The organism is Exiguobacterium sp. E17S (assembly GCF_057772545.1).
In genome coordinates this window covers 229,842-253,704 of sequence record NZ_JBYLRU010000003.1, presented here as the reverse complement: position 1 = coordinate 253,704, position 23,863 = coordinate 229,842, and the positions used below count along the sequence as shown (strand labels likewise).

The window sequence follows — 23,863 nt, the reverse complement described above, 5'->3', positions numbered from 1 at the left end:
ACGAGCGGGGATGTTGTGTTATGTCTCAATTAATTCATGTGTCTCGTATGCCGTGATTGTATGGGCATCGTAATGGAAGTCATGCAGTAACGGGTGTTCGGTCGACAAGGCAATCGGTAGGTAGTGCCGGAGGTTGCTGATGACACCCATGTTATCGTCGCTTAAAATCCAGTCGAGTGCTTTCCAATCGAGGATTCCTTCGACTGTCATGACCGGTGTTGGAAATGGACGATCTTCTAAATCAGCCAGGTAGAGGTACATGCCAGATGTCTCTTTCCCGTGCAAGCGGACGATGCCTTTCGGTGTCACTGAGGTGAGCGTGATACCTGTCTCTTCAAACGTCTCGCGGATGACGGCGGCTTCCGGTGTCTCGCCCGGTTCGATCTTACCACCGACACCATTCCACATGCCCATCGCCGGACGTTTTTGCCGATTGACGAGTAAAAAGTGGTCTGCGTGGCGGATTAAACAAAGTGTATAACGATCCATGATTTACGACTCCCGTCCTAAAAAGTGTGTGTGTACAGCATCTCGAATTGGGCGGGACCTGCGACCGGTAACTCGGTCGTCGTCGCTTCTTCAATCCGTAACGTCCGCTCGGTCAACGTCTTTTGTCCACGCGGCGTCCGCATCGCGACGAGGCGACCTTTATTGAACGGCGAAGCGTCGCTCTGCTGGATGATCTGTTCCATCTTCGATAAGTCATCTGTTGTAATGGATGTCTCGCGGTCGAACCGATATCCAGTCACAAACTCTGCTTGTCCCGTTCGCTTCATCTCAAGTGTGTCATTATTGATGATCCGGTAACTGCCGCTAGCGGAATGAACGGTCTCCCCATTCAACGGAACAGGAACGAGCGGTAAATTGACGCCGAAGCCGGTATTGAGCAGGTGTGTTTCATTCCAAATGACCGCGACATGGGTCGGTCCGGTCGCTGACCAGGCATCTGACTTCATATCGTAAACAGTCGCTTGAACGAGTCGAACGGGACAATTCAGTTCCTGCAGGACCCGGTGCAGCAGTCCATTTAAGTCATAACAGACACCACCGCGTCGCTCTGTCAGAAATGTCTCGATGAAGCGCTCGTCGCTAAACGGACGGATTCGCTTCTCAAGGACGGTCGTATTCTCGAACGGTAACTGGTAGGCGAAGGCTTCGAGTAAGTCAGGTAACTGATCAAACGTGATTGCATCGAGCGGAAACGCAATTCGCTGTCCTAAGTCTTTCATCCAATCCATCTTTAGTCCCTCCTTTGTTCACTACCTGATTATCCCATATTGCTTCAGAAAATGTGAATGTTAGCCTATATTATCTGAAAATAAGGATTTCCCTTTTGTTCGATGGAAATCTTTGATATGCTGAGACAGGATTAATTAAGAATGATTCTCAATGTCGAATCACGAATTAAAGGAGGTCTCACCATGAGACGGAAAACTTGGATGACAGCGTTGACGCTCCTCGTGTTGAGCAGTTTGATGCTTGCAGCCTGTTCAGGTCAAGCAGAGCAATCGAACGAAAAAACGCGGACGATTACGCACGAAGCAGGAAAAACGAAAGTACCGGAAAAGCCGAAGAAGGTCGTCGCGCTCGAATTCTCGTTCGTTGATGCGTTAGACGAACTCGGAATCACACCGATCGGGATTGCACAAGAAAACAAGACCGATGTCTCTGGATTACTCGGAAAAGACATCGAGTTCACGGAAGTCGGTACACGCCAACAACCGAATCTTGAAGTGATCAGTTCCTTGCAACCGGATTTGATCATCGGCGACTTCAACCGTCATAAAGGAATTTACAAGCAATTGCAAAAAATCGCACCGACGATCATCTTGAAGAGTCGCAATGCGACGTATGAAGAGAACATCGATTCGTTCAAGACGATTGCGGAAGCGGTCGGCAAAACGAAACAGATGGACGATCGCCTTGCGCTTCATGAAGAGCGCTTGCAGGCAGCGAAGAAGAAGGTTGATCCAAAAGATGACCGGAAAGTCATGGTCGGTGTCTTCCGCGCCGATTCACTGACAGCACACGGTGAGACGTCGTTTGACGGTGAGTTGCTCGAGAAGATCGGTATCGAGAATGCCGTTACGAAAACAGCGGAACCGACTGTGACGATCACGTTAGAGCAGATGGTCAAGTGGGATCCGGACGTCATCTTCATGGCGGAAGCCGATCCGAAGTTACTGAAAGAGTGGAAGGATAATCCGCTCTGGAATCAGATCACAGCGGTCAAAAACGGAGAAGTCTACGAAGTCAATCGTGACCTCTGGACGCGTTATCGTGGACTGGACGCTGCTGAACAAATCGTTGACGAAGCAATTCAATTGCTCAAACAGAAATAACGAACGACAAAAAGCCGGAGCAATCTGGCTTTTCGTCTTGATGAAAGGGGAAAGATCCGGTGCAGCGGAAACGTCTGATTTTCGTACTTATCTTACTCAGTTGCTTGGCCGTTTATAGTAGCTTGTTCTTTGGTATCACACAGATGAATCCGGTCCACTTAGTGCAGGAGTGGATCAGTGGCACGACCTCTAAAGCGGGACTCGTCCTGACGAATCTGCGCTTGCCGCGTCTCTTACTCGGATTGTTGCTCGGAGCAAACCTTGCTGTCGCTGGAGCGATCATGCAAGCTGTGACGCGGAACCCGCTCGCTTCACCACAAGTCTTTGGGGTTAATGCCGGTGCGTCGTTTCTCGTTGTCTTAAGCCTGCTCATCTTTCCGTCACTCGGAACGGCGAACTTGCTTTACTTCGCTTTTGCTGGTGCCTTACTCGGTGGCGTGCTCGTCTTTTCGTTCGCTTCGATTCGCGGGATGACGGCGTTAAAACTCGCCCTCGTCGGGATGGCGATCCATCTCTTGTTGACGTCGCTAACGAAAGGCTTGATCTTGTTCAATGATCGAATCACGAACGTCTTGTACTGGTTGTCTGGTTCGCTCAGTGATGCAAGCTGGCTCGAGCTCCGGATCGTCCTCCCGTGGTCGCTCGCCGGTTTGATTCTTGCGGCAAGTCTCGCGAAGTCGCTCGCCGTTTTCCAACTCGGGCAAGACGTCGCGGTCGGACTCGGACAAAAAGTGACGCGGATCCGTCTGCTTGCCGGCATCAGTGTCGTGTTACTCGCAGGGGTAACGGTTGCCGTTGCCGGAGCAATCGGCTTCATTGGTCTGATGGTGCCGCATATCACACGCCGACTCGTTGGCGAGGACTACCGAATCGTCTTACCTGTCTCTGCCGTCATCGGTGGTCTGTTGTTGACGTACGCCGATGTCCTGGCGCGCTTCATTGCCTATCCGTATGAATCACCAGTCGGCATCGTGACGTCATTGCTCGGGGCACCTTTCTTCCTTATCTTGGCACGTCGACAGATGAAAGGGGGATTACGATGAGAGAGATGCGTCGGATTCTACTTGTCGCAGTTTTAGTTCTTGTCACGAGCTTCGCCTTATTGTCGGTCGGTTCGATTCAGTTATCGTTAACGGAACTATGGCAGTCGTTCTTTGGTGGAAAGGATGCTTTCATCGTCCAAAATTACCGTCTGCCGCGAACGGTCCTCGCCTTTTTAGCAGGAGCGAGTTTCGCTCTTGCTGGAGTCATCTTACAAAGCGTCATCCGTAATCCATTGATCTCACCGGACGTGATCGGAGTGACGAACGGAGCGTCTCTGTTCGCTGTCTTGACGATCGCCCTCGTGCCGGATGGTCCGCTCTTGTTGACACCGATCGCCGCCTTCATCGGAGCAGCACTCGTCATGTTAGCGTTGATGATGCTTGAGCGGGGAGGAAACGTCTCCCGCAGTTCGTTTGCGTTACTTGGTATTGCCGTTAGTGCGATCTGTGCATCGGGAACAGAATACCTGCTGATTAAATTTCCACTTCAGACGAACGATTCACTCGTCTGGCTTGCTGGAAGTCTGTTCGGGAAAGGGTGGCAGGAAGTGTTGATCTTAGCGCCGGTTCTCGTCGTGATTGGTGCGATTCTCTACTATCGACACCGTCAACTCGATGTCTTATCACTTAGTGAGGAAGTCAGCATCGGCCTCGGCTTACCAATTCAGCGGACGCGGCACGTCTTCTTGGCGCTCGCTGTCGTTCTAGCCGGTGTTGCCGTCGCAACAGTCGGTGCAATCGGCTTCATCGGTCTAATTGCCCCGCATATGGCACGCCGTCTCGTCGGACATAAACATCTCGCCGTCTTACCGATGGCGCTGTTACTCGGCGGTGCGGTACTCGTCGTCGCTGATGCGCTCGGTCGTGGGATTCATCCGCCGCTTGAAGTACCAGCCGGATTGATCACGGCGATCATCGGTGTGCCGTACTTCCTGTATCTCTTACGAAGAGAACGGGCTTCATGAACGGATAGCAGAAAAAAACAATCCCCCTCATTTCGTAATTGGAATGAGGGGGATTGTTTTTGTTTAACTCATCATGAGGCATGTTTTCACTTTATGCTGAGCGGACTTCCGAACCTAGATTCAAGAAGATCTCTTCCAACGACGCTTCCTCGACTTCGAGTCGATACACGTTAACCTGTTGCGAGACGAGGTAGCTATTGATCGTAGCAATATCGTGTTCACTTTGGACGATGAACGTCGAGTGAGTAGAGGAGACGTTGACGTCTTTCGCAAGTGTCGACAACTTGGTCTGCAGATGTTGTTGTGTATTGTTGTCGAGCAACGCATGTTTTACGTGAACGGTGATGTTCTTCTCATGTTGTTCCCGTAACTCCTCCATCGTGCCTTGCGTCTGAATCGTTCCGTCCTGCATGATCGCAATCTCCGTACACAGTTTTTCGACCTCGTCCAAGTTATGAGACGTTAAGAAAATCGTCGTTCCGTCTGCTGCGATCTTACGAATCAAAGTATGAATCCCGAGAATCGAGTTGGCATCAACGCCAGACGTCGGTTCATCTAAAAATAGGATTTCCGGTCGATTAATCAGGGCTTGGGCGATCCCGAGCTTTTTTTTCATCCCAAAGGAGTAGTTCTTCGTTTTCACATCGATGGCGTCTTCGAGTTGGACATCACGGAGGAGTTGTTTTAACTCGTCCGTCGTCGTCTTCAGACCGAGGACTTTACTGAAATACTTCAAATGATCGAGCGCCGTGAAGTTCTCGTAAAAGGTCGAGTAATCCGGCAGGACGCCGATTCGAGTTCGGACGTCCTTCAAGGAATCGTTCGGTGCTCCGAGTAACTCGAACGTTCCCGATGTCGGACGGACAAGACCCGTGATCATGTTGATGAATGTTGATTTACCGGCGCCATTTTGACCAAGGAAGCCGAAGATGGCCCCTTGTTTGATTTCGAGATTCAACTGGTTGACGACGGTTTTATTGCCGTACTGTTTCGTTAGATTGGTTGCGCGAAGGGCTAGCATCATAAATCTCTCCTTTTAAAGATCATCAAGCTCGCGATGACGAAGACGGCGATATGGATCAAGACAAGGTACGTGTAAGCAGTGTTTTCTTGCGTGTAGTAATAATAGGGCGTCAAGTAAGACAACGTATCAACGATGACATTCTTCGAAATAAGACTCCACATCCCGATGACCGGAAGCGCGATCGAGATGAAGATGCCGACGAACATCGTCATTGCAGAGTTATTGACGACTGTTGAAAGAAACAGCGACAGACCAATGAAGTAAGAGACGAAGATGATACTCTGGATCAAATCGACGATCGGGAAAGATTTTGAAAACGGGACGATCAACAAGAGGGCAACTGTCAGACAGAGGACCCAAAACGATACGTTGCCTAAAAACTTCCCGAAAATGATGTTCTCACGAGATGTTTTCGTCGCGAGAAAACGAATCGTCTTTGATTCGATCTCCTTGTTGACGCTACTATGAGAAATACTCGTCACGAATAAAGGAGCAGCTAAGAACAAAAGCAGCATCAAACCGATGATATAGGCGTTGTCACCTAGACCGAGATCACTGAGTTGTCCTTTGAACTGGCTGACGAGCTTAGCGGAACCAATCGACACACCGAACAAGACGACGATGATCAGGATGGCTCGAATACTTTGGAAAAGCGATTTAAATTCTCGAAGTGTAATCGCGAACATATCGACACACCTTTCTGTTTGAGTTTAGTATTGCCGTGCTATCTTTTTATTCTTCGTGACGTTAGTGATACCGGCGATCAAATAAGCGATTGAACCAAAGACACCGGCGAGTAATGTGAAGATCCCACCAAGAATTGCAGTGATGATTAACATCTTTCCAGCTGAACCGTTTTTGCGAATCCGGACGACTGAGACGATTCCGCCAATCGTACATAAGAGAGAGACGGCACCAAGGTACAAGAAGAATTGTTGGAAGGATGTGAGGATTTGGGTAGACGTGACATCCGTAATGTTCTCATCCTGGATGAATTGATCGACCAACTCCTTCATGCCAGCGTGATCCGCAATCGATCCAGACAATAAAAACCCACCTAAACATAATGATCCAAACAAGACGATACCGATGACAGCAAATATGTATTCCGTTGTTCTTTTCAAGTAAAACACTCCTTTTCCTTATTTTTCCGATTTGACAATCCTAAACTACCATGACTCGAATCACTATGACAAGCGAAATAATGAATATATTTTAATTGTTTATTGGTTAAATGTTTAATTAATATCAAAAATACTTTAACTTTGTTTAAATGAATGCTATTATGGTGACATGGGAGGGAAATGGTAAATGAGAAAAGATGATGTTCCAGATTGGGTTTTATCTCTAGAATTGGAAGAGATGGAATTCGTTAAAAAATTTATCATAAGCTCGGGTTCTTTGAAAGAACTGGCGAAACATTATGATGTCTCCTATCCCACAGTCCGGATTCGCGTCGATCGGATCATTCAGAAAATCGAAGTGAATGAGAAAATCGAGAATGAACCGTTCATCGCATACATTAAACAAATGGCCATCGAGGACCGCATCACGATTGAAGATGCCAAAAAAATCATCGAAAAATATCGACTTGAGAGGGGTAACAGCGAATGAACTTTTTCATTTCTGCTCTAATTATCAGCATCTGTTTAGGAATACAATATTTTTTATCGAGTCGTCATAATCCGTATCTCGGTATCATCATGCCAATCGTTTTAGTGATTTTCCTGACATGGCGTTACTTTGATGGTAGATACAATAGTTTTTTAGCCTATGTATTGATTTTAGGAGTCGGCATGATTTCACTGTGGGAACAATGGTCGCGTGGTCGAAAGAAGCTTAAAGAGAATCAAGAAAAAGAATTAGAACGGATGCGCGTGCACGATACATTGTGAGTTACAACGATACATAGCGTTTTTTAGTGAAAAATGAGAGTCGCCTCGGTTTCGATGATGAAACCGAGGCGACTCTCATTTACGTGTTTCGGGTTAGATTCATATTGCGGCATATTAATCGAGTTCAATCTTCACTGTCGTATCCTTTGGAAACGCATCATCCGCCGCAAAGAGAACGAATACCTTCTGGTCATCAGGAACTTGATAGACTAAATCAACGGTTGACTTATATGGTGGGAGATACTGATAACTGTTTCTGAATGCTTTCTTATTATGATTGACGTAATCAACGGTTTCATATTCTTTTCCGTCGAGCGACGTCAATGTAAAGGTGCCGGGTCGGTAAATAGCATAAGCGCCTTTTACTCTATTATCGGGATCGTACATGACAACAGGAACCGTAACGAACCGATAACCGCTCTTTTCCTTTAAATCGAGTTCTTTCGGTGTTGGAATGAGTGATTTAGCATAGAACAGTTCAGAGGTGGCTTCCGGATCGCCCGGATACGTTTGGATGACCCCTTTCTTCATCAGTTTTTTGAGTGCTTTTGGATTTCCTGTTTTCTTGTCAGCAGATGTTTTTGGATCAGTGGTCAAATCCTTTAATTTTTGTCCGCTCGTCTGTTGCTGAGGAGCACTCTGTGTTGTAGTCGTTGAGGATTCCGTTGAGGCGAACAAGAACAGGCTTGCCACTCCGATACACAAGGAAACGGCGATGGATCCAAGTGCCCATTTAAAACGCCGTTCTGTCGCTTGCGTATTTTCGACGATACTGCCGAGTGCAGCATTCGGTGTGATGCGGACGGCACGCTCGGCAGGGAGCAAGGCACCTAACAGACCCGTGATCACTGGAATCAAGAGCATGATGCTGAGGAAACCAAGCTCTTGGACCGGAAATTGTCCGTAAACGAAGCCAATCATTCCAAGTGCTGTCAGAAGACCGATCACACCAGCGCAGAGTCCTGTTATCATGCCTTCACTTAGTACGAGTAAACGAACTTGTTTGTCTTGCCACCCCGTTGCTTTAAAGACGGCGAGCTGACTTTTCCGTTCATTGACGTTTTGCCACATGATTTCGGTCGTCGTCAGGATGGCAATCAGTAGAGCGACACCCATCGCGACGTAGTGCATCGTCCCGACTTCGAGCGCGACATATTCGCCGAGCCACGTTGCGTACAAGACGCCTTTTAGTCGGAACGTGATGAAGAGGAAGAAGATGAACAAACTCGTCGGTAAAGCGATCGCGACGACCGAAAGAAATGTCCGTTGCCAGTAGGTGACGAGCTGATTGATGCTCATCCCAAGCACGCTACGTGCACGAACGAAACGGCGACCTTTTGAGACTTCACCGGAACACATGCTTTCGTACGGTTTGATCCGCCGGATGAGCGTCATCGGCACGAGCGTTCCACCCCAGTAAATAAGTAAACCAGCAAGACCAATCAATAAAATTCGACTGATTGCAATCGGGTTGTCCGTCGTGACCCAGAACGAACCAAGAATCGTCCAGGCAATCAAGACGACCAGTGTTCCGAGCAGCGTGGCTTCGAGGAACAGTAGTTTTGACAGCTGACGCGGACGCCAACCGAGTGATAATAAAATCGCGAATTCTTTCTTTCGTGCATACAGCAGGATGATGTTCGAGCTGAAGACATAGACGAGGGCGACAGCGATGACACTTGCAATGATGCCGCTCATCCCGACTTTTGCTTCCTGGAAGATCGCAATCGACGAGCCGAGCTTAATCCACGGTTGTTGAACCCAGCCGAGCGCTGATTCGTCTTTTAGACCCGGTAAATAGGTCAAGGCGAGCTGCGGTGACGAGCCGAGGGTCACGTCCGTGATTAGACCTGTCTTCTGTTCGATTTCTGTTGCCACCTGTTGGAGCTTTTTCTCGCTAGCAGCATTCATCGTCTCGACACCTTTGACGTTGACGCGGATGGCAGAAATCGCTTTGGCACCACGAATTTTAAACGCAGCATCGAGCGTCGTCAGCATCGACGGTGGTTTCGTCAGGAAATCATATGGATCATTCGTCGGTTTAACGTCTCGAACCGGATTGACGGGACGTTCATTCTTATCCATCACCCACTGGGCTTTTGACGGGAAGTACGTCTCCATCGGCAGTTCTGTCAGCGGGTCTTTCGAGATGTTCAATTTTTTCGGATCGAAGACCCCGATGTAGTTCAAGTTGACCTTTGGCCAGTCCGTGCTTTCTTTTCCGAACATGCGCGCTTCCCGGTACATGCTGCGTTTAGCGAGTAAGGAATCTTGCTCGACTTGTTTCGGTTGGACTTGGTAGGTGAACGGCCAACGTGATGCGTACGGACTTTTGATTGAGCGGTAGTCGATCGGAGACGGTTTTAAGGCAATCCACGTAAAGGAATTACTGTTCGTCTCTTCAGCGGTCGGTAACGTATGTTTCAAAATATCATTGACGAGCTTCTTCTGGACATCTTGTGTCGTGATCGTATAACGTTTCGCACCACTTGTCGGTAAGGAGTCTAAGTATTTTTTTCCGCCTTTTTGTTCGACCTGTTGTACCAGATCGTTAATGGATGTTTCTTTCGACGGCAGCTCCACTTTTTCGTACGTGTAGATGCGCGACGCATCGACATATTCACGATTGTTCAACAGGATCGGAATTTGGACACCGTCTTCACCAAACGAGGTGACTTGATCATCTTTTGAAAAATAGTTACTATAGGTTCCTTTGGTCGTCGCTTGATCCAAGCCGACGAGTGCAGCTTCTGCTTCGGGATCAACCCCCGCAATCATGACTTGACTCCCATACTCAAAAAGAGGCTGCTTTCCAAGTGGGAGGGGCGACACACCTGATTTTTTAGCATCTCCTGTAGGTTCCCATCCTGCTGCTAAGAAGGTGACGCCACTCGAGGATTCATTCTGTAATCCAGTATCTTGCGTGTCTTTGATCGTCAGTTTATAAATCCCTTCTTGATCGATCGTATGCGTACCGATACTCGAAAGTGTTTGGTTATACCCAATCATCGCGATGGGGGCAGCGACTTCGACGTCAGTCATTTTTTTGATCGTCTCGTATTGTTTTCGCGTGATGCCACCATCGAGACCACTCATGTAGTTGGGCTCGAGTAACTTCAAGTCTTCCGTCACGCTCCGGCTACCTTCCGGTCGGACAACGATATCGTAAGAGGAGCCCCAGCGCTTTTGCAGTTCATCGACGACGGTTCCGTTATTGGCTTGCGTCGTTCCGATCAAATAGCTCAGTCCAGTACTGACGATCAGAACGCCGACAAGCAGCAGGATGAATCGCTCTTTATTGCGCCACCAGGAATTCCAGATGAACTTAAGCATCGGCAAACCCCTCCCGTAGTAAGATGTACTGTCTTATGATAGACCTTGCATCAATCATCAACTGAAGTGAAGTTTGGCTGAAAATATGTACCGATTCAGTCATGGATGAACCCTCCTTTGAATGAATGTTTTTCATTCCATATGTAAGTAAAAAATCCAATAATTACCTAATTATAATAGAAAGTTGAGAAATCGGGTTATAAAAACAGAAAAATCAGAAAAATGAGTTAATCATTCAACTTAAGAATGATAGTAAAAGAGACAAACATATTATCCAGTGGGTAATTCAAAAAGATTATGAAACTTAAAGGAATGTAAAAGCGTTAATGAATTGACACGCGTCATACATTAAAACGAGAGAAAGGAGCAGATGGTCATGAGCGAATCCATTGTTTATTTTGTAATCCTTGTTCCTCTGCTGGTGTTTGCTATCGTTCTATCGAAAGGAAAAGGCGCATCATTGCTTGCAGGATATAATACGTTGTCTGAAAGTAAGAAACAAGATTATGACGAAGTCGCCCTATGTCAATTCATGGGTAAGATCATGTACGGCATTTGTTTTAGCATCCTGTTGATCGCTGGGAGCGAGCTGTTTGGATATCACTCTTTGTTTAATTTGGGCATCATGCTACTATTCTTTCTTATTGTATTCGCAGTCGTCTATTCGAACACGAGCGACCGATTCAAGAAAAAGAGATAATTTTGTTCACGTCAGCTAGACCTCCATCATTTAAACCATAATGAGAAATCCCTTAAGACGATTAACATCGAAATGACTTTCGTCGTTCATATGAAGATATCAACCCTCATCAATCGTGAATGAAAAAATGTGTATGGGTAACTCCGTCGTCTCGATCGTTTCGACTAATGTCCATCCTAATTTTTTATAATATGCTGAAGCGTTATCTGTTTTTAAATAGATTGTTGTGATCTGTCGTGATTTGGCGTAGACGATTAATTGATTAATGAGTTGTTGCGCGATTCCTTGATTCCGATAGACTTTTTCAACGAATAAAGAAGCGAGCCAAGGCGTATAGGCTGGTCGTTCGTTCAAGTCATTTTCAAAGAGGGAGACGGTTCCGGTACACGTGACATCATCCAAGGCAACGAACGTCACAGGATATGGTTCACTTGGTTTTTTGTCTAAAAATGCTTTTATTTGTTCATAGGGTGCCGCCCCTTTTTTCTTTTGAACGAATTCGGTATGAATCATTGTGGCAACCACTTCTAATTGTTCAGGATGATTCGATATTGTATCAATGATCATCTTCTCATCCTCCTTTCTACACTTATTGTATCGATCATTAAATCGATTCGTCCTGCAACAGTTATTCAAAATAGTACATCTGTCCTCATCAGAATAAAGGAGCTTTGGAATGAACTTAGAACAACACTTACAACAACATTTTGGGAATGTGAACTTATTTAATCGTTCCTTTGCCGAGAAGGATTTCGTAATTCACGTAGACTTAGTGAAGGATCTTTATCAGTTAAAGAAAAATTCAGATGAAATCAATGAGGAATACTTCAAACAGGCATACGAAAAATCGAACGAACTGTTTAAGGATCTATTCCGAGAAGAGGAGCCTCTTTATTTCGTCGTGCATGTGAGAAGGGAGCGCGGTAAGTATCAAAAGTCAGCGTCGAAAGTGTTCCGTCACTTAAAAAGAAGAGAAGATCAATACAACATAAAGTTCGTAGAGAAAATGATGGATGAAGAAGAGCAGGTATCCGAATATGCCGTGTTATTACCGAACAAAAACGCATTAGATTATAAGCGTTTAATCAAAGCGATCTGCCATCAGGATTTCCCGACGCTGCAACCAAGATTTCGTCAAACATATACATACTATCCGGAAGTCTTTTTCGTGAACGTGGATCGAAAGATCGTCATGAATATTTATGATGATCGCGGTTGTTTCCTTTTGTTCGTTGATTCAACAACGTATGACATGTTCAAGAAGAAATATCGTCATGATATCAGCTAATCGATTTTAATCGCTTTTAGAAATACTCAAGCTAGTGCCAAGAAGCCGATCACTGAAAAAATAAAAAGAACCAATAGAGAAGTGAGCAATGTTAACGAGAGGATTTTTCCCGTATTTCTAAGACTTATGATGGCGCACACTAGCGCAGGCAATAGTCCAGCTAACATATAGTTCGTACCCCAAAAACCATTGAACGGTAAGAGCTTGACAGTAAGGAAAGTGAAAACGACGATGCCGATCGAGATCCAACCCAAATGCCTTCGCATAAACTACCTCCTCGTAAAATGAATACACATAGTAATAATTTAGTTTTTTTTAAGCGTATCATTACAAATGTTTACAGTGGAAGAGTTTTTTTAATAAGTCGTTTATAGATAGCCTGATTGAAATGCGTGTCATACACCTACTCGTCACGAAACATACCAACAAGCAGGAAACCATTGAGCAGTCATCGAGCAACAAACAATCCCTCACTCTAATCAGAATGAGGGATTGTTTCGTTTCAACATTAGACCGTCAACTCGATCACATTACCTTCCGGGTCCGTGATCGTACTTTCATAATACCCGTCACCCGTTGTCCGGGGACCGTCAAGATGTTGTACACCGGCATCCTGTAACCGAGCCGTCCAGTCGTCGACCGCTTGTTTGCTGCCGAGCGAAAAGGCGAAGTGGGCATACCCGAGCGCATTCATCGTCCGTTCCGTGATATCCGTCCGATGCATCAACTCAAGACGCGCACCACTCGAGAACGTCAGGAAATACGATGCGAACCCTTTCGTCGGATTATGATACCGCTCGCCTGCCGTTGCATCAAAATGTGTTTCGTAGAATTGACGCATTCCTTCCAAGTCTGCCACCCAGAGGGCGATATGTTCAATCTTCATCTCCATTCCTCCTTTTTTCAAGACGCTTTTGCCAATCGCTGTCTGAATAACATCCGGTTCAACCCTTCCGTAGCGACCAGCATCAAGAAGATGAGACTGATCGTAAACCAATGGAACAACGATAAGGAATAGGACGTCGCCAGCCATCCGAATAATGGCGGCATGAAGGTACTACCGGTATAGGCGAATGCCATTTGTACCCCCATCAGCCGTTGCGCCGCAGCCTCCCCGAAGCGAACCGGCGTCTCATGGAGCATTGCCGGGTAAATCGGTGCGAGACCAAGCCCGACAAGTACGAAACCAAGCGGCATCCAGGCAGCGGGTGCGAGGATGAAACAGGCGGCTCCGACGAATGCCGTCCATTGACCGACACGAATCAAACGACGATTCGACCAGCGTAGCGATAGAAAACCACTGATGAAGCGCCCCGCAGTGATGCTTCCATAGTAGACGGAAATCCACGTCGCTGCTGATGTTACGGAAAAGGACCGGACTTGGACAAGATAACTACTGCCCCACAGCCCGACGACCGCCTCAACCCCGCAATAAAAGCAAAACGCTGCGAGAGCGGCGACCAATCCGCGTGGTTTTCCGGATGATGTGTTCACGGTCTGAACCTGTTCAGACGTGTGTTTTGGAGCCCGCTTCCAGAGGGGTAAGCTGACGATTAAGACAATCATCAAGACGAGTTGCAATGCGCCGACGACGAGGTAGCCAAAACGCCAACCGGAATCGAGCAATACACCAGCCATGATGAGCGGACCGGCCGTCGCACCGATGCCCCAGAAGCAATGGAGCCAGTTCATATGATGCGCTTGATAATGCGTGGCGACAAAATGATTAAGTGCGGCGTCAACGACTCCAGCACCTAGTCCAAGCGGGATCGCAAGGACGAAGAGCCAAATCAAGGACGGAGCAACGTAAAAACCAATCAATGCCAGGGCCGTCAAACCGGCAGAAGCTGCCGTGATCGGACCTGTTGAATAACGTTCGATCAGACGACCGCTAAACAGACTCGAGACGATCGTTCCGGCAGCAATCGTCATAAAGAGCCAACCTGCCATGTCGAGCGGTGCGTCGAGATCGAGCCGCATCACAGGCCACGCCGTACCGAGTAACGCATCCGGAAGACCAAGACTGATGAAAGCGAGATAAATCAAAGGTAATAGTAGACGGGTCATTGGGCGAGACCTCCTAACGGAATTTGATCAATGAATGACTGGATGCTCAGTTGCATCAAACCATCTAAATAATCGGTTTCCCAGTCGCCTTGCCGCAACTGAGGTAATTTATCGAGCGGAAAGCGCTTGGCGCATCGTTCCGTCAACCGAGCTAATCCGTCATCCGAGACATCTGACGCTGTAAACAAGATGACATCTGGGTTCAAGGTGACGCTAAACGAGAGGATGATCCGGCTCAACGCCTCATACCAGTCGTCAGAGTGAGGCGAGCTTATCGCAAGAACTTGACCGACATTTCGCTTGTCGTCAAACGGGATGAACGAGATCTCTCCAGCAAAGTGATGCGCTCCGCGGACGACACGACCTGAAACGGCGACACCGGCTCCCGGTCCGTTCGTTCCGAGATACACATAGACGGTCGTCTCGTTATCAGAAGCTTGGGCACGAACCGCTGCATTCATATCATTTTCGACGATGACGGGTCGCCCGAACCGTTCCGTCAGTTCTTGTTGCAAGGGGCGACCGTCAAGCGACGGATAATCCGGGGCGAACAGGATTGTGCCGGTTGTATCAACGGCACCGGCGACACCAATCGCAAGCGTTTGAATAGATGGATGATCGTCGAGTAATGTTGTCAGCGTTTTCAATAAAACAGATCCATGATCTGACGAATCGAAGTTCAGGCGATCCGTTGCGATCAGATGTCCATTGACGTCGTGGATGCGATACTGCAGATACGTGCGTTCGAGATAAAGAGCGAGTCCGTGGAAGCGATCCGCGCGATAGCGATACCGTTTTGCCGGACGCCCTCCGCGAACCAATTCAAGTGGTGTCTCTTCAATTTCCTGTGCAGCGATCATCTGATCGATCTGTTTGCTTGCAGTCGGAAAACTGACATCCAAGACTTGACGAATCGCAGGGATCGTATCCAGATGGTCGACTAAAAAAGCGTGACGTGTACGTGAAATGAGTTCAGTCAAACAAAGACCTCCAATCTAAATCACTTATTAAAAAAGTTTAATAAGTTTTGATTTGAGTATAGCAGGTCGGAAGAAAAAGACAAGTTTAAAAAAGAGGTGTAGGATAAGAATATTTAGAGAAATAACGTTTCATCCTATCGTTGTCTGGATATATAAAAAGAAGATAAAAAATTTTAGTCATATATCTTTAATTCATACTATTCCGATTTGTAATATCTTGGATAGCCTGTAACAGGAGGTAGATGGCGAGAGGAGCTTGTAATCATGACCACCCAACTTTCAACCGACCTAGGATCCCAAGATATTTTAGCCTCCCTGCGAGATAATGTCGCAATGATTCGATTCGACCGGCAACGTCGTGTCGTCGACGTCAATGGTTTATTTGCTAAGACGATGAAATATAAACGAGAAGAGATGATCGGGATGCAACATCACCTCTTCTGCACGACGGAGTTTGCAATGAGTGACAGTTACCAAGCATTTTGGCAGAAGCTGTTTAGTGGCTTCAGTACGGCAGATAAAATTGAACGCATCGATGCGCATGGTCAATCGATTTGGCTAGAAGCAACCTATATGCCGATTTACGATGGAACGGAAGTGACCGGTGTTTTGAAAATTGCCTCCGATATTACGGATCGTCAGCAGACGATTCAAAAGTTCGCGACTTCGTTTGACACGATTGCTAGTGATTTAAATACGCGGTCGATGCATGGCGAGCAGGAAAGCGAAGCGTTACGGCGAACGATCGAACAGATGGCCGAGACGACCCGTGATAACCATCAGACGATTGAACGGCTTCAACACCAAGCGCAGGACATCGCTCAAGTGACCGAGACGATCAAAACAATTGCGTCACAGACGAATCTCTTGTCACTCAATGCATCGATCGAGGCAGCGCGAGCTGGCGAACACGGCAAAGGATTCAATGTCGTCGCGACGGAAGTCCGAAATCTCTCAAAGCTCGTCGAACAAGCCGTCGTCGATGTCCGGCAAACGACGCAGCGAATGAATGATGAACTGCAGCGGATTGCCCGTGCGATGACGCAAGCAACGTCGGATGCGCAAGCAAGCGTCACGGTCGTCGCGGAAACGGTCGATCGCTTCCATGACGTTCAAAGTGCGGCATCGACGTTAACGGAGACAGCGCGAGACTTTACAAAAGCCATTTAAGTGAGAGACGGCATTCCGGTAAACGGAGTGCCTTTTTGTATAAAAAGTCCCCCTACACTTTGGAATAATATGTTAATATACTACAAAACGAAAAGGGAGCGAACTTCTAATGAATATCCGTACTGCCCGTCCTGACGATTTTCAGGCATTGATTCCATTGTTCCAGCAAATCCACGATCAACACGTCGCCTTACGACCTGATCATTACCGTCCGCACGAGATGCCGGTTCCGGAAGACTTATTTCTGTCGCAACTCGAGAATCCGGATTATGCATTACTCGTTGCGGAACAAGATGGGCTTGCCGGTGTGATCGTCCTAAAGGAAGACAGTGTCGAAGGAAGCGGCTTCGTCTTCGATAAGCATTACTTACGCGTCATCAGTCTCGTCGTTGCGGATACGCATCAAAAACAAGGCGTCGGGAGGCGATTGATGCAAGCCGCTTACGCGCACGCGGAAACGATTGGCTGTGACAAAATCGAACTCGGCGTCGATGACGCCAATCAGGAAGCGATCGCCTTTTACGAGGCACTCGGAATGGCTGTCCGCTCGAGACGAATGGAATGGAACGTGACGTCAAGCAGGGAAACGTCGACGTGATGTCAAACAACAGGTACTAGAAAGGAGAGAGGTCATGTTCAGATTACAAGTATCCGATCACGTATCGCTTCAATTGTTTGAACGGCACCATGCGGAAGGATTATTCGCCCTCGTCGATGCTAATCGCGCACATCTCCGCGAATGGCTCGGTTGGGTCGATGGTGCAACAGAGGCAAGTACATATCAGGAGATCGTCATTCCAGCATGGCTGCAACAGTTCGCCGATGGCAACGGCTTTACGTGTGGCATCTATCTTCAGGACGAGCTCGTCGGAACGATCAGCTTACATGAAATTAATCGGCATCTCGGGCAAACGTCGATCGGCTATTATCTAGGAGAAAGGGGACTACGAAAAGGCGTCATGACGGACGTCGTCCGGTTCGTCACGAACTATTGTTTCGAGACGCTCGGCTTAAACCGTGTCGTCATCGAGTGTGCGACCGGAAACGTCCGGAGCAGACGAATCCCGGAACGACTCGGGTTCACGGAAGAAGGCGTCTTACGGGACGCTGAAAAATTGTACGAGACGTATCACGACCTCCAGGTCTATGCGATGTTACGACGGGACTGGACGAAAACGCAGGAGGTGGCAGCATGCGCATCGAGCAAATGAGTCAAGCGACGTATGACGCTTACTTACCGGTCGCAATCGATGAGTATGCGGCAGAGAAGTGTCGTGCCGGTACATGGTCAGAGAACGAGGCGCTCGAGAAGGCGACTGAAGAGTTCGCAACATTGTTGCCAGAAGGTCTGAAGACGAAGGATCACTACTTATTTACGTTTCGTGACGAGACAGGGAACGATCTTGGAATGGTATGGGTCCATGTGACAGAAGAATCACGCGGACGTTCCGCCTTCATCTTCGACGTCAAGATTACGTCCGACAAGCAGAACCAAGGCTACGGCAAGGAAGCGCTCCGATCACTAGAAGTGATATTAAAACGGATGAACGTCAAGAAAATCTCCTTACATGTCTTCGCGCATAACGAACGGGCGATTCATGTGTATGACTCGCTTGGGTATGAAAAAACGGATTATTATATGTCGAAACGTCTCGATGACAGCCATTAAAAAAGATTCCTCTTGCGCAAGCAGGAGGAATCCTTTTTGTTTAACGCCACGTCTGTAATGTATTCGCGAACTGGATGTTCGTCTCCAGTTCTCCTGTGATCTCGCTTGCTGTGAAGTCATTGCCAGCGAGCCAGTCGGCAAAGTCGAACGTGACCGGTTCCTGGTCACCACCAAGCGCGAACCAGACCTTCAATTCTTCCGGGAAGTAGGCAGACGTATGAATCGTTCCTGCCCACTGGGCATATAAATCAGCGAAGACGCCTTTATCGGTATCGTTGAGTAGTCGAAAAGCGGACTCCGCATCTTGAATCATATGTTGATGCGTTTTTAGCTCCATCATCCGACGTTTCGAGTCATCCAGGTGATAGCGGTTTTCATGCTGTAGCAAATCAAAGTGGTTCGTGCACATGTTTGTCTCGCGCACTTGCACATCCCGCGCCGTCGCCTCGATGACGAACGAACGCGCGGATTTATCATGGACGACGTACGTGAACGATCCGCGATGCGGAATCTCCTTGACGAGTGAGATCGCATCGTCGACCGACGTGCACATCTCGAGGATGATCCGCCCGATCATGAAACTGACGAACCCGTCTCCCGGACGGCGACGGTTGATGAAGTTATAGCCCATTGCAAGCCCATGTTCATTCATCCCGTCCATCCGACCTGTTACCCGTGATGCCGGACCGATGATTGCTGATCCGCCATCATTCGGTTGAAAGACAGAAAATCGACCATCATACGTCATCGGATGGTAATCATAGTTGCGGACGAGGAAATTATCACCGGTCATGATCGAACAACCGCTTTTCGGTCCTTCAACCCGGTAATGCCCGAAATGCAGTAACGTATCTGGCAATGATAGTTCAAGTTCGTCCTGAAGTCCGAGTAACTCGTCCCAAATATGCGGGGCGTAGCGGAGAAACATCTCCTTCGTCTCGACCGGATCGACTTGAAAGCGCGGAACACGGATCTTCCAGTTGTCCTCCCGGTTATGGAGCAACTGGTTTCGTTTGACGTAACGACCTTGTTCGCGACCGAACTCATAATGACTGCCGCGGAATTGTGTGATCTCATTGGCTACACGTTGCATACGATTCATCCTTTCTTCAACTGCTGTATGCTGATTATATCGAACGTGAGGGAGAAAGTCGTACGGCAAGTCTTTACTTAAGCACATCTAAAGTATGGGAATATTGAAAAAATAGTCAACTTTTTCATTCTTAAACCGATAACAAAAACGGGAGGGGATGGAATGAAACATATGTCAGTCAGACGGAAGATACAAGCTTTGATCGCAACAGCCGTCGTTGCGATGCTTTTGATTGCGGGAGCAGGACTCTATTTCTTGAATCAGATGTCGAATGCTTCCCGAGCGATGTATCAGCAAAACTTAATACCGATCCAGGAAGTGGCTCAAATCCGGATCGATACACGCGCGCTCGATTCTTTTTTAGTCGAGATGATGTTAACGAAGGACGAGTCGCGGGTCACGGAACTGCAAGCTGACATCGATACGCGTCAAGCGCAGATTCGTTCGTCGGTCACGAAGGTTGAAAAAACAGGGCATTTCGATGCCAAAGAAAAGAAACAGCTTGAAGAATTAAAGGATAACGTCCTCGCCTATGATAATTCGATGACGATCGTCCAGGATGCGGCGACGCGCAACGAGACCGAAGAGGCCTATACGGCGTATACGCAAGGTCTGGAACAAGTCCGGGATAACGTCGCGGATTCAGCGAAGTCGTTGATGGCTTCGATGACGAAGCAAGCGAAGACGTTAGACGCTCAGAATCAAGCAGAAAAACAAACGGCCTTTTACTTAATGCTCGGCATCTTTTTACTCGCGGTCCTCTTGTTTGCAGGACTTGCCATGTACATTACACGTCTCATCACGCGTCCGATTCGTCAATTGCAGGGATGGATGGATCAATCAGGGAACGGGGACTTGACCGTCCGTGGAACATACGACTCAAAAGACGAGCTTGGACAGTTGACGACGTCCTTCAATGAAATGATTGCATCACAGCAACAAGTCGTGCTTGAACTAACCGGTACGGCTGACCGTGTCGCTGTTGCGTCGGACGAACTCAGCGTCAACGCGGAATCGACGACGAAAGCAACGGAAATGGTCGCCGTGACGATGGAAGAGATGGCAAGCGGTGCTAGTCAACAATTGCATCAAGTATCGGATGCCTCACGGACGATCGAAGAGTTGACGACGTCGGTCCGTTACGTCGCCGGTAATGCCCAACAAATGACGGAACGCACAGCGGATGCGATGGAAAAAGTCGCACTCGGTGGTCAAGTCGTCGGAACACTCGGTACCCAAATGGGACGGATTCAAGAAGATGTTTCTCGACTGAGCCACGTCATTGACGGTCTTGGTAACCGATCGCAGGAAATCGGACAAATCACGGATTCGATCAAAGGTGTCGCGGCACAGACGAACTTGCTCGCGTTAAACGCAGCAATCGAAGCAGCGCGTGCTGGCGAACAAGGACGCGGATTCGCCGTCGTCGCAGCGGAAGTCAAGACGCTCGCGGAGCAGTCGGCGGTCTCGGCAAAACAGATCGAGTCGTTGATTCGGGTCATTCAACAAGAGACGGAAGCATCGGTTGCCTCGATGGAGAAAGTCTCAACCGAGATGACGAGTGGAATTGCCGTCGTCGATCAAGCCGGTGCCTCATTCTCAGAAATCGAGACAGCGATCACCGACGTGACAGGGCACGTCGAAGAAGTGTCCGGTGCCGTACAGGAAATGGCGGCAGCGAGTGAGCAGATTGCCTCCGTCATGCGAACGATTCAAGCAGTGACGGAAGGGACTGCTGCCGGAACACAAAACATCTCCGCTTCGACGGAGGAGCAGATGGCATCGATGGAAGAAATCTCATCCGCGTCGCAGTCACTCGCGACGATGGCGGATGATTTAAAACAAGTCACAGGCAGATTCACCGTGTAATATATTGAACGACGACCATGAGGTAATTCATCATGGTCGTTTTTTTTTATTTGTGGTAATGAATGGAAAACAAGAAGGGGAGTAAGCGTGTGGCGTCGTATGTACAGGTTAAGTAGCAGCAGATAGATGTTATGAAAGTGATTGAAGAAATTGTTTGACAGCACGACGGGACGTCAGATGGATGACTTGTTTATCGGACGTCGCTGTAAGCGTTGAAAGAATATTCGGACGCTTATCGATTGGGAAACGCCAAATCCATTTCAGAAAATCAAACGATAGTTTCTCGGGACAGCCTGCCGCCATATCCGGTCGACCGGTCTTGCGATAGCGCCACGCCCTTTTCAATGCCCGGTACAGACAGAGTGTCCGTGGTAGGTCAAGGAAGATGATCGTATCGGCGGCATCAATTCGTAAATCAAGCGTTCCACCGTAATTACCGTCGATGATCCACGTGTCGCGCGATATGAGAGTTTGTTGAATTTGGAGTTGTTCCTCACGCGAAACCGCCTCCCAGTTCGGACGCCATAATAAACTGTCGAGGTGATCAACGGGATAGCTGAATTTTTTGCCCATCTCGCGGGCAAGCGTCGATTTACCGGATCCGCCGGAACCAATCAAGATGATTTTTCGCATGCAATACCTCCTATTTTTTGTCATAGGAATTGATCATAACATGGTTTTCAATCCAACCATAGAAAAGGAGCGATTCAGATGGTACCAAATTTCATAATCTAAGGGATGACGATCGTTTTTACACTACTCGTAATCGGTTGCGGCGTGATATTCCTGCCGCAGCGATGGAAGCGGTATGGCTTGATTTTACTTGGGTTGGTGGCAATCGGGTGCAGTTCCTTTTGGTACATCCGACCGACGCTCGTCAATCAGCAGATTGCTGAGGATGAGAAATTGCTTAAGATAGAATTAGCACGGCAATTCCCTGATGAAGTCTACACTACAAAAACACAAAAATTTTCGTATGAGTCTTCTGCGAATCCGGCTTCAATCGAAGTCGAATTTGCAAATGAACCTAACGTAACTTATTTTCTAGATATGGATGGGAACCGGATTAGGCTGTCAAGTTTCACCTTTAAAAACGGAGGATTTCCACAGGATTTACAGCATGAATTCAAATGAAGAGGCTGACTCAAAAAAAGAATGACGTGTCATTCTTTTTGTTACTAAATAAGGGAGGCAGATCATTATTCTGCCACCCTTATCTTTGTAGAGACTGACTTTTGAGTCAGCCCCTTTTAATTAAGTGGATTTCAATTTTTGCGTTGCGGACATCGTTTTGACAGCGAAGAAGGCAATCAGACCGAATCCGACCTTGTTGATCAAGTCAGCGAAGTTATAGATCAATTCGCGGACGAGTTGTACCTCGATGCCGGGTGCAAACAATGTGACCGCGTAACCGACCGGATAGATCGCCCATCCGATCAAGATGAACAAGCGCATCTGCAGCAAGGCTTTACGAATCGGGGCAGGTTTATCTTGCGCGGCTTTCGTGACGTTCGTGAACAGCAGATAAATGATATAAAACCATGCGATACAACCGACGACGTATGCCCAAAGACCGAGTTGTGTGAAGCCACCCGCTAGATTGATGGACGACTCTCCGATATACCCACCGATGATCATGATGATGTCCGCGATGACGAGTTTCGTTAGAAGGGAACGTCCTTTCCCACCTTTTAAACCGAGCAACAGCGGAAACTTGATCAGTAAGAGAGGCGTCGTCACAAGCCAGTCGATGTAGCGGATTTCGGTCGGAAACCCATCGATTTCTGACAACAAACCCGATTCCCCTACAGCTTGCTTCATGAAATAGTAATGAATCGCAGCGACGAACGTGACGAGTGCAGCGACTGTTGCGGTCGAGCGGTATTCCGGGGCAAGGGAATTTCGTTCGACGAGAAAATAGAGCGTACCGGCGGCCATTCCGACGAATCCGACCCAGAACATGTACTGGGTCGCAAGGACGAGGAGATTGACGTCTTCCATGTTGTTTCGACTCCTTTTCGTAAGTGGACACGACCTTTCATACTTTTATTTTACTGACGATACAGTCTTCAGACACCATGTCGAAACGCTCTTGATGTGTGGTCTATCAACGGTTTGACAACATTTTGACACACTTGAGGAGGAGTGACGGATGCCGAGTAAATAAACGGATCATATCAGCCTGAACGTCGTGAATTTTGAAGAAGCGATTCACTTTTTTTTCGCTGCCAGCGGATTGCGTCATCTCTGTTTTGAAGTATCGGCACTCGCCGCGCTCGTCGAACGTTTAGCGGACAATGGATATCAGTCGATTGGCGACGTCGCGAATTACGAAAATGAGTATCGCCTATGTTACGTAAGAGGACCAGAAGGCGTGATCATTGAGTTGGCAGAAAAAATCGGACCTATCTAAGACAGGTCCGAT

At 47.8% G+C, this 23,863-nt stretch carries 27 protein-coding genes; 14 read left to right on the top strand and 13 right to left on the bottom strand.

Annotated elements, in window-relative coordinates; translation table 11 throughout:
- Window positions 1-18 precede the first annotated feature (18 nt).
- Complete coding sequence (locus AC3B4V_RS12355; protein WP_488378602.1) at window positions 19-489, bottom strand: NUDIX hydrolase; 471 nt, start codon at window positions 487-489, stop codon at window positions 19-21.
- Window positions 490-506: 17 nt separating this feature from the next.
- The gene (locus AC3B4V_RS12350) at window positions 507-1,238 is read right to left on the bottom strand and encodes an arylamine N-acetyltransferase family protein (RefSeq protein WP_488378601.1); all 732 of its coding nucleotides are present in this window, start codon (window positions 1,236-1,238) and stop codon (window positions 507-509) included.
- Window positions 1,239-1,421: 183 nt separating this feature from the next.
- On the opposite strand from AC3B4V_RS12350, the gene AC3B4V_RS12345 reads away from it, so the two are divergent.
- Genes AC3B4V_RS12345 through AC3B4V_RS12335 form a run of 3 tightly spaced genes read left to right on the top strand, consistent with a single transcriptional unit; the run spans window position 1,422 to window position 4,350 of the window.
- On the top strand, window positions 1,422-2,342 hold the full coding sequence (locus AC3B4V_RS12345; protein WP_488378600.1) for an ABC transporter substrate-binding protein: 921 nt from the start codon (window positions 1,422-1,424) through the stop codon (window positions 2,340-2,342).
- A 59-nt stretch (window positions 2,343-2,401) separates the two neighbouring features.
- Window positions 2,402-3,385, top strand: a complete 984-nt coding sequence (locus AC3B4V_RS12340; protein WP_064300928.1) for a FecCD family ABC transporter permease — start codon at window positions 2,402-2,404, stop codon at window positions 3,383-3,385.
- A gap of 5 nt (window positions 3,386-3,390) precedes the next feature.
- Entirely contained in the window at window positions 3,391-4,350 is a 960-nt protein-coding gene (locus AC3B4V_RS12335; protein WP_488378612.1) for a FecCD family ABC transporter permease, read from the top strand.
- A gap of 91 nt (window positions 4,351-4,441) precedes the next feature.
- Here AC3B4V_RS12335 and AC3B4V_RS12330 read toward each other — a convergent pair whose 3' ends face one another.
- From AC3B4V_RS12330 to AC3B4V_RS12320, 3 genes are read right to left on the bottom strand one after another with little or no spacing between them, the layout of a single operon-like run.
- Window positions 4,442-5,371 (bottom strand): ABC transporter ATP-binding protein, encoded by a 930-nt coding sequence (locus AC3B4V_RS12330; protein ID WP_488378599.1) that lies wholly within the window; start codon window positions 5,369-5,371, stop codon window positions 4,442-4,444.
- Window positions 5,371-6,060, bottom strand: coding sequence for an ABC transporter permease (locus AC3B4V_RS12325; protein ID WP_050677869.1), 690 nt, complete (start codon window positions 6,058-6,060; stop codon window positions 5,371-5,373). Before AC3B4V_RS12325 ends, AC3B4V_RS12330 begins: the two co-directional genes overlap by 1 nt.
- Before the next feature lie 24 nt (window positions 6,061-6,084).
- Window positions 6,085-6,498, bottom strand: a complete 414-nt coding sequence (locus AC3B4V_RS12320) for a DUF4064 domain-containing protein (protein WP_488378598.1) — start codon at window positions 6,496-6,498, stop codon at window positions 6,085-6,087.
- 187 nt (window positions 6,499-6,685) lie between these two features.
- Between AC3B4V_RS12320 and AC3B4V_RS12315 the strand changes: the two genes are divergently transcribed.
- On the top strand, window positions 6,686-6,988 hold the full coding sequence (locus tag AC3B4V_RS12315; RefSeq protein WP_488378597.1) for a DUF2089 family protein: 303 nt from the start codon (window positions 6,686-6,688) through the stop codon (window positions 6,986-6,988).
- Window positions 6,985-7,269, top strand: coding sequence for a hypothetical protein (locus AC3B4V_RS12310; protein ID WP_050677872.1), 285 nt, complete (start codon window positions 6,985-6,987; stop codon window positions 7,267-7,269). The genes AC3B4V_RS12315 and AC3B4V_RS12310 overlap by 4 nt, the downstream gene beginning before the upstream one ends.
- 114 nt (window positions 7,270-7,383) lie before the next feature.
- Here the strand turns inward: AC3B4V_RS12310 and AC3B4V_RS12305 are convergent, their stop codons facing one another.
- Window positions 7,384-10,602 (bottom strand): ABC transporter permease, encoded by a 3,219-nt coding sequence (locus AC3B4V_RS12305; protein WP_488378596.1) that lies wholly within the window; start codon window positions 10,600-10,602, stop codon window positions 7,384-7,386.
- A gap of 376 nt (window positions 10,603-10,978) precedes the next feature.
- On the opposite strand from AC3B4V_RS12305, the gene AC3B4V_RS12300 reads away from it, so the two are divergent.
- Window positions 10,979-11,302, top strand: coding sequence for a DUF3784 domain-containing protein (locus AC3B4V_RS12300; protein ID WP_488378595.1), 324 nt, complete (start codon window positions 10,979-10,981; stop codon window positions 11,300-11,302).
- Between the two features lie 99 nt (window positions 11,303-11,401).
- Here AC3B4V_RS12300 and AC3B4V_RS12295 read toward each other — a convergent pair whose 3' ends face one another.
- Window positions 11,402-11,869 carry a GNAT family N-acetyltransferase gene (locus tag AC3B4V_RS12295; RefSeq protein ID WP_488378594.1) on the bottom strand — a complete coding sequence of 156 codons (468 nt, stop codon included), beginning with the start codon at window positions 11,867-11,869 and terminating at the stop codon, window positions 11,402-11,404.
- Between the two features lie 109 nt (window positions 11,870-11,978).
- Here AC3B4V_RS12295 and AC3B4V_RS12290 point away from each other — a divergent pair, with 109 nt between their 5' ends.
- Window positions 11,979-12,590 carry a DUF3885 domain-containing protein gene (locus AC3B4V_RS12290; RefSeq protein ID WP_488378593.1) on the top strand — a complete coding sequence of 204 codons (612 nt, stop codon included), beginning with the start codon at window positions 11,979-11,981 and terminating at the stop codon, window positions 12,588-12,590.
- A 508-nt stretch (window positions 12,591-13,098) separates the two neighbouring features.
- On the opposite strand, the gene AC3B4V_RS12285 is transcribed toward AC3B4V_RS12290, so the two are convergent.
- From AC3B4V_RS12285 to AC3B4V_RS12275, 3 genes are read right to left on the bottom strand one after another with little or no spacing between them, the layout of a single operon-like run.
- Complete coding sequence (locus AC3B4V_RS12285; protein WP_488378592.1) at window positions 13,099-13,476, bottom strand: VOC family protein; 378 nt, start codon at window positions 13,474-13,476, stop codon at window positions 13,099-13,101.
- Between the two features lie 17 nt (window positions 13,477-13,493).
- The gene (locus AC3B4V_RS12280; RefSeq protein WP_488378591.1) at window positions 13,494-14,657 is read right to left on the bottom strand and encodes an MFS transporter; all 1,164 of its coding nucleotides are present in this window, start codon (window positions 14,655-14,657) and stop codon (window positions 13,494-13,496) included.
- Window positions 14,654-15,637, bottom strand: a complete 984-nt coding sequence (locus tag AC3B4V_RS12275) for an ROK family protein (protein WP_488378590.1) — start codon at window positions 15,635-15,637, stop codon at window positions 14,654-14,656. The genes AC3B4V_RS12280 and AC3B4V_RS12275 overlap by 4 nt, the downstream gene beginning before the upstream one ends.
- A gap of 264 nt (window positions 15,638-15,901) precedes the next feature.
- Between AC3B4V_RS12275 and AC3B4V_RS12270 the strand changes: the two genes are divergently transcribed.
- The 4 genes from AC3B4V_RS12270 (at window position 15,902) to AC3B4V_RS12255 (ending at window position 18,476) form a co-directional block, all read left to right on the top strand.
- Window positions 15,902-16,807, top strand: coding sequence for a methyl-accepting chemotaxis protein (locus AC3B4V_RS12270; RefSeq protein WP_488378589.1), 906 nt, complete (start codon window positions 15,902-15,904; stop codon window positions 16,805-16,807).
- Window positions 16,808-16,916: 109 nt separating this feature from the next.
- Window positions 16,917-17,405: a GNAT family N-acetyltransferase gene (locus tag AC3B4V_RS12265; RefSeq protein ID WP_488378588.1), complete on the top strand. Its 489-nt coding sequence runs from the start codon at window positions 16,917-16,919 to the stop codon at window positions 17,403-17,405.
- Window positions 17,406-17,439: 34 nt separating this feature from the next.
- Window positions 17,440-18,018 (top strand): GNAT family N-acetyltransferase, encoded by a 579-nt coding sequence (locus tag AC3B4V_RS12260; protein ID WP_488378587.1) that lies wholly within the window; start codon window positions 17,440-17,442, stop codon window positions 18,016-18,018.
- Window positions 18,000-18,476, top strand: a complete 477-nt coding sequence (locus tag AC3B4V_RS12255) for a GNAT family N-acetyltransferase (RefSeq protein WP_411211484.1) — start codon at window positions 18,000-18,002, stop codon at window positions 18,474-18,476. Before AC3B4V_RS12260 ends, AC3B4V_RS12255 begins: the two co-directional genes overlap by 19 nt.
- Before the next feature lie 40 nt (window positions 18,477-18,516).
- On the opposite strand, the gene AC3B4V_RS12250 is transcribed toward AC3B4V_RS12255, so the two are convergent.
- Window positions 18,517-19,569 (bottom strand): C45 family autoproteolytic acyltransferase/hydrolase, encoded by a 1,053-nt coding sequence (locus AC3B4V_RS12250; protein ID WP_214723140.1) that lies wholly within the window; start codon window positions 19,567-19,569, stop codon window positions 18,517-18,519.
- Window positions 19,570-19,731: 162 nt separating this feature from the next.
- On the opposite strand from AC3B4V_RS12250, the gene AC3B4V_RS12245 reads away from it, so the two are divergent.
- On the top strand, window positions 19,732-21,438 hold the full coding sequence (locus AC3B4V_RS12245) for a methyl-accepting chemotaxis protein (RefSeq protein WP_411211483.1): 1,707 nt from the start codon (window positions 19,732-19,734) through the stop codon (window positions 21,436-21,438).
- 129 nt (window positions 21,439-21,567) lie between these two features.
- Here AC3B4V_RS12245 and AC3B4V_RS12240 read toward each other — a convergent pair whose 3' ends face one another.
- Window positions 21,568-22,071 (bottom strand): DNA topology modulation protein, encoded by a 504-nt coding sequence (locus tag AC3B4V_RS12240; protein ID WP_488378586.1) that lies wholly within the window; start codon window positions 22,069-22,071, stop codon window positions 21,568-21,570.
- 105 nt (window positions 22,072-22,176) lie between these two features.
- Between AC3B4V_RS12240 and AC3B4V_RS12235 the strand changes: the two genes are divergently transcribed.
- Complete coding sequence (locus AC3B4V_RS12235) at window positions 22,177-22,572, top strand: hypothetical protein (RefSeq protein ID WP_488378585.1); 396 nt, start codon at window positions 22,177-22,179, stop codon at window positions 22,570-22,572.
- Between the two features lie 120 nt (window positions 22,573-22,692).
- Here the strand turns inward: AC3B4V_RS12235 and AC3B4V_RS12230 are convergent, their stop codons facing one another.
- The gene (locus AC3B4V_RS12230) at window positions 22,693-23,439 is read right to left on the bottom strand and encodes a bacteriorhodopsin (protein ID WP_488378584.1); all 747 of its coding nucleotides are present in this window, start codon (window positions 23,437-23,439) and stop codon (window positions 22,693-22,695) included.
- A gap of 190 nt (window positions 23,440-23,629) precedes the next feature.
- Between AC3B4V_RS12230 and AC3B4V_RS12225 the strand changes: the two genes are divergently transcribed.
- The gene (locus AC3B4V_RS12225) at window positions 23,630-23,851 is read left to right on the top strand and encodes a VOC family protein (RefSeq protein WP_488378583.1); all 222 of its coding nucleotides are present in this window, start codon (window positions 23,630-23,632) and stop codon (window positions 23,849-23,851) included.
- Window positions 23,852-23,863 lie beyond the last annotated feature (12 nt).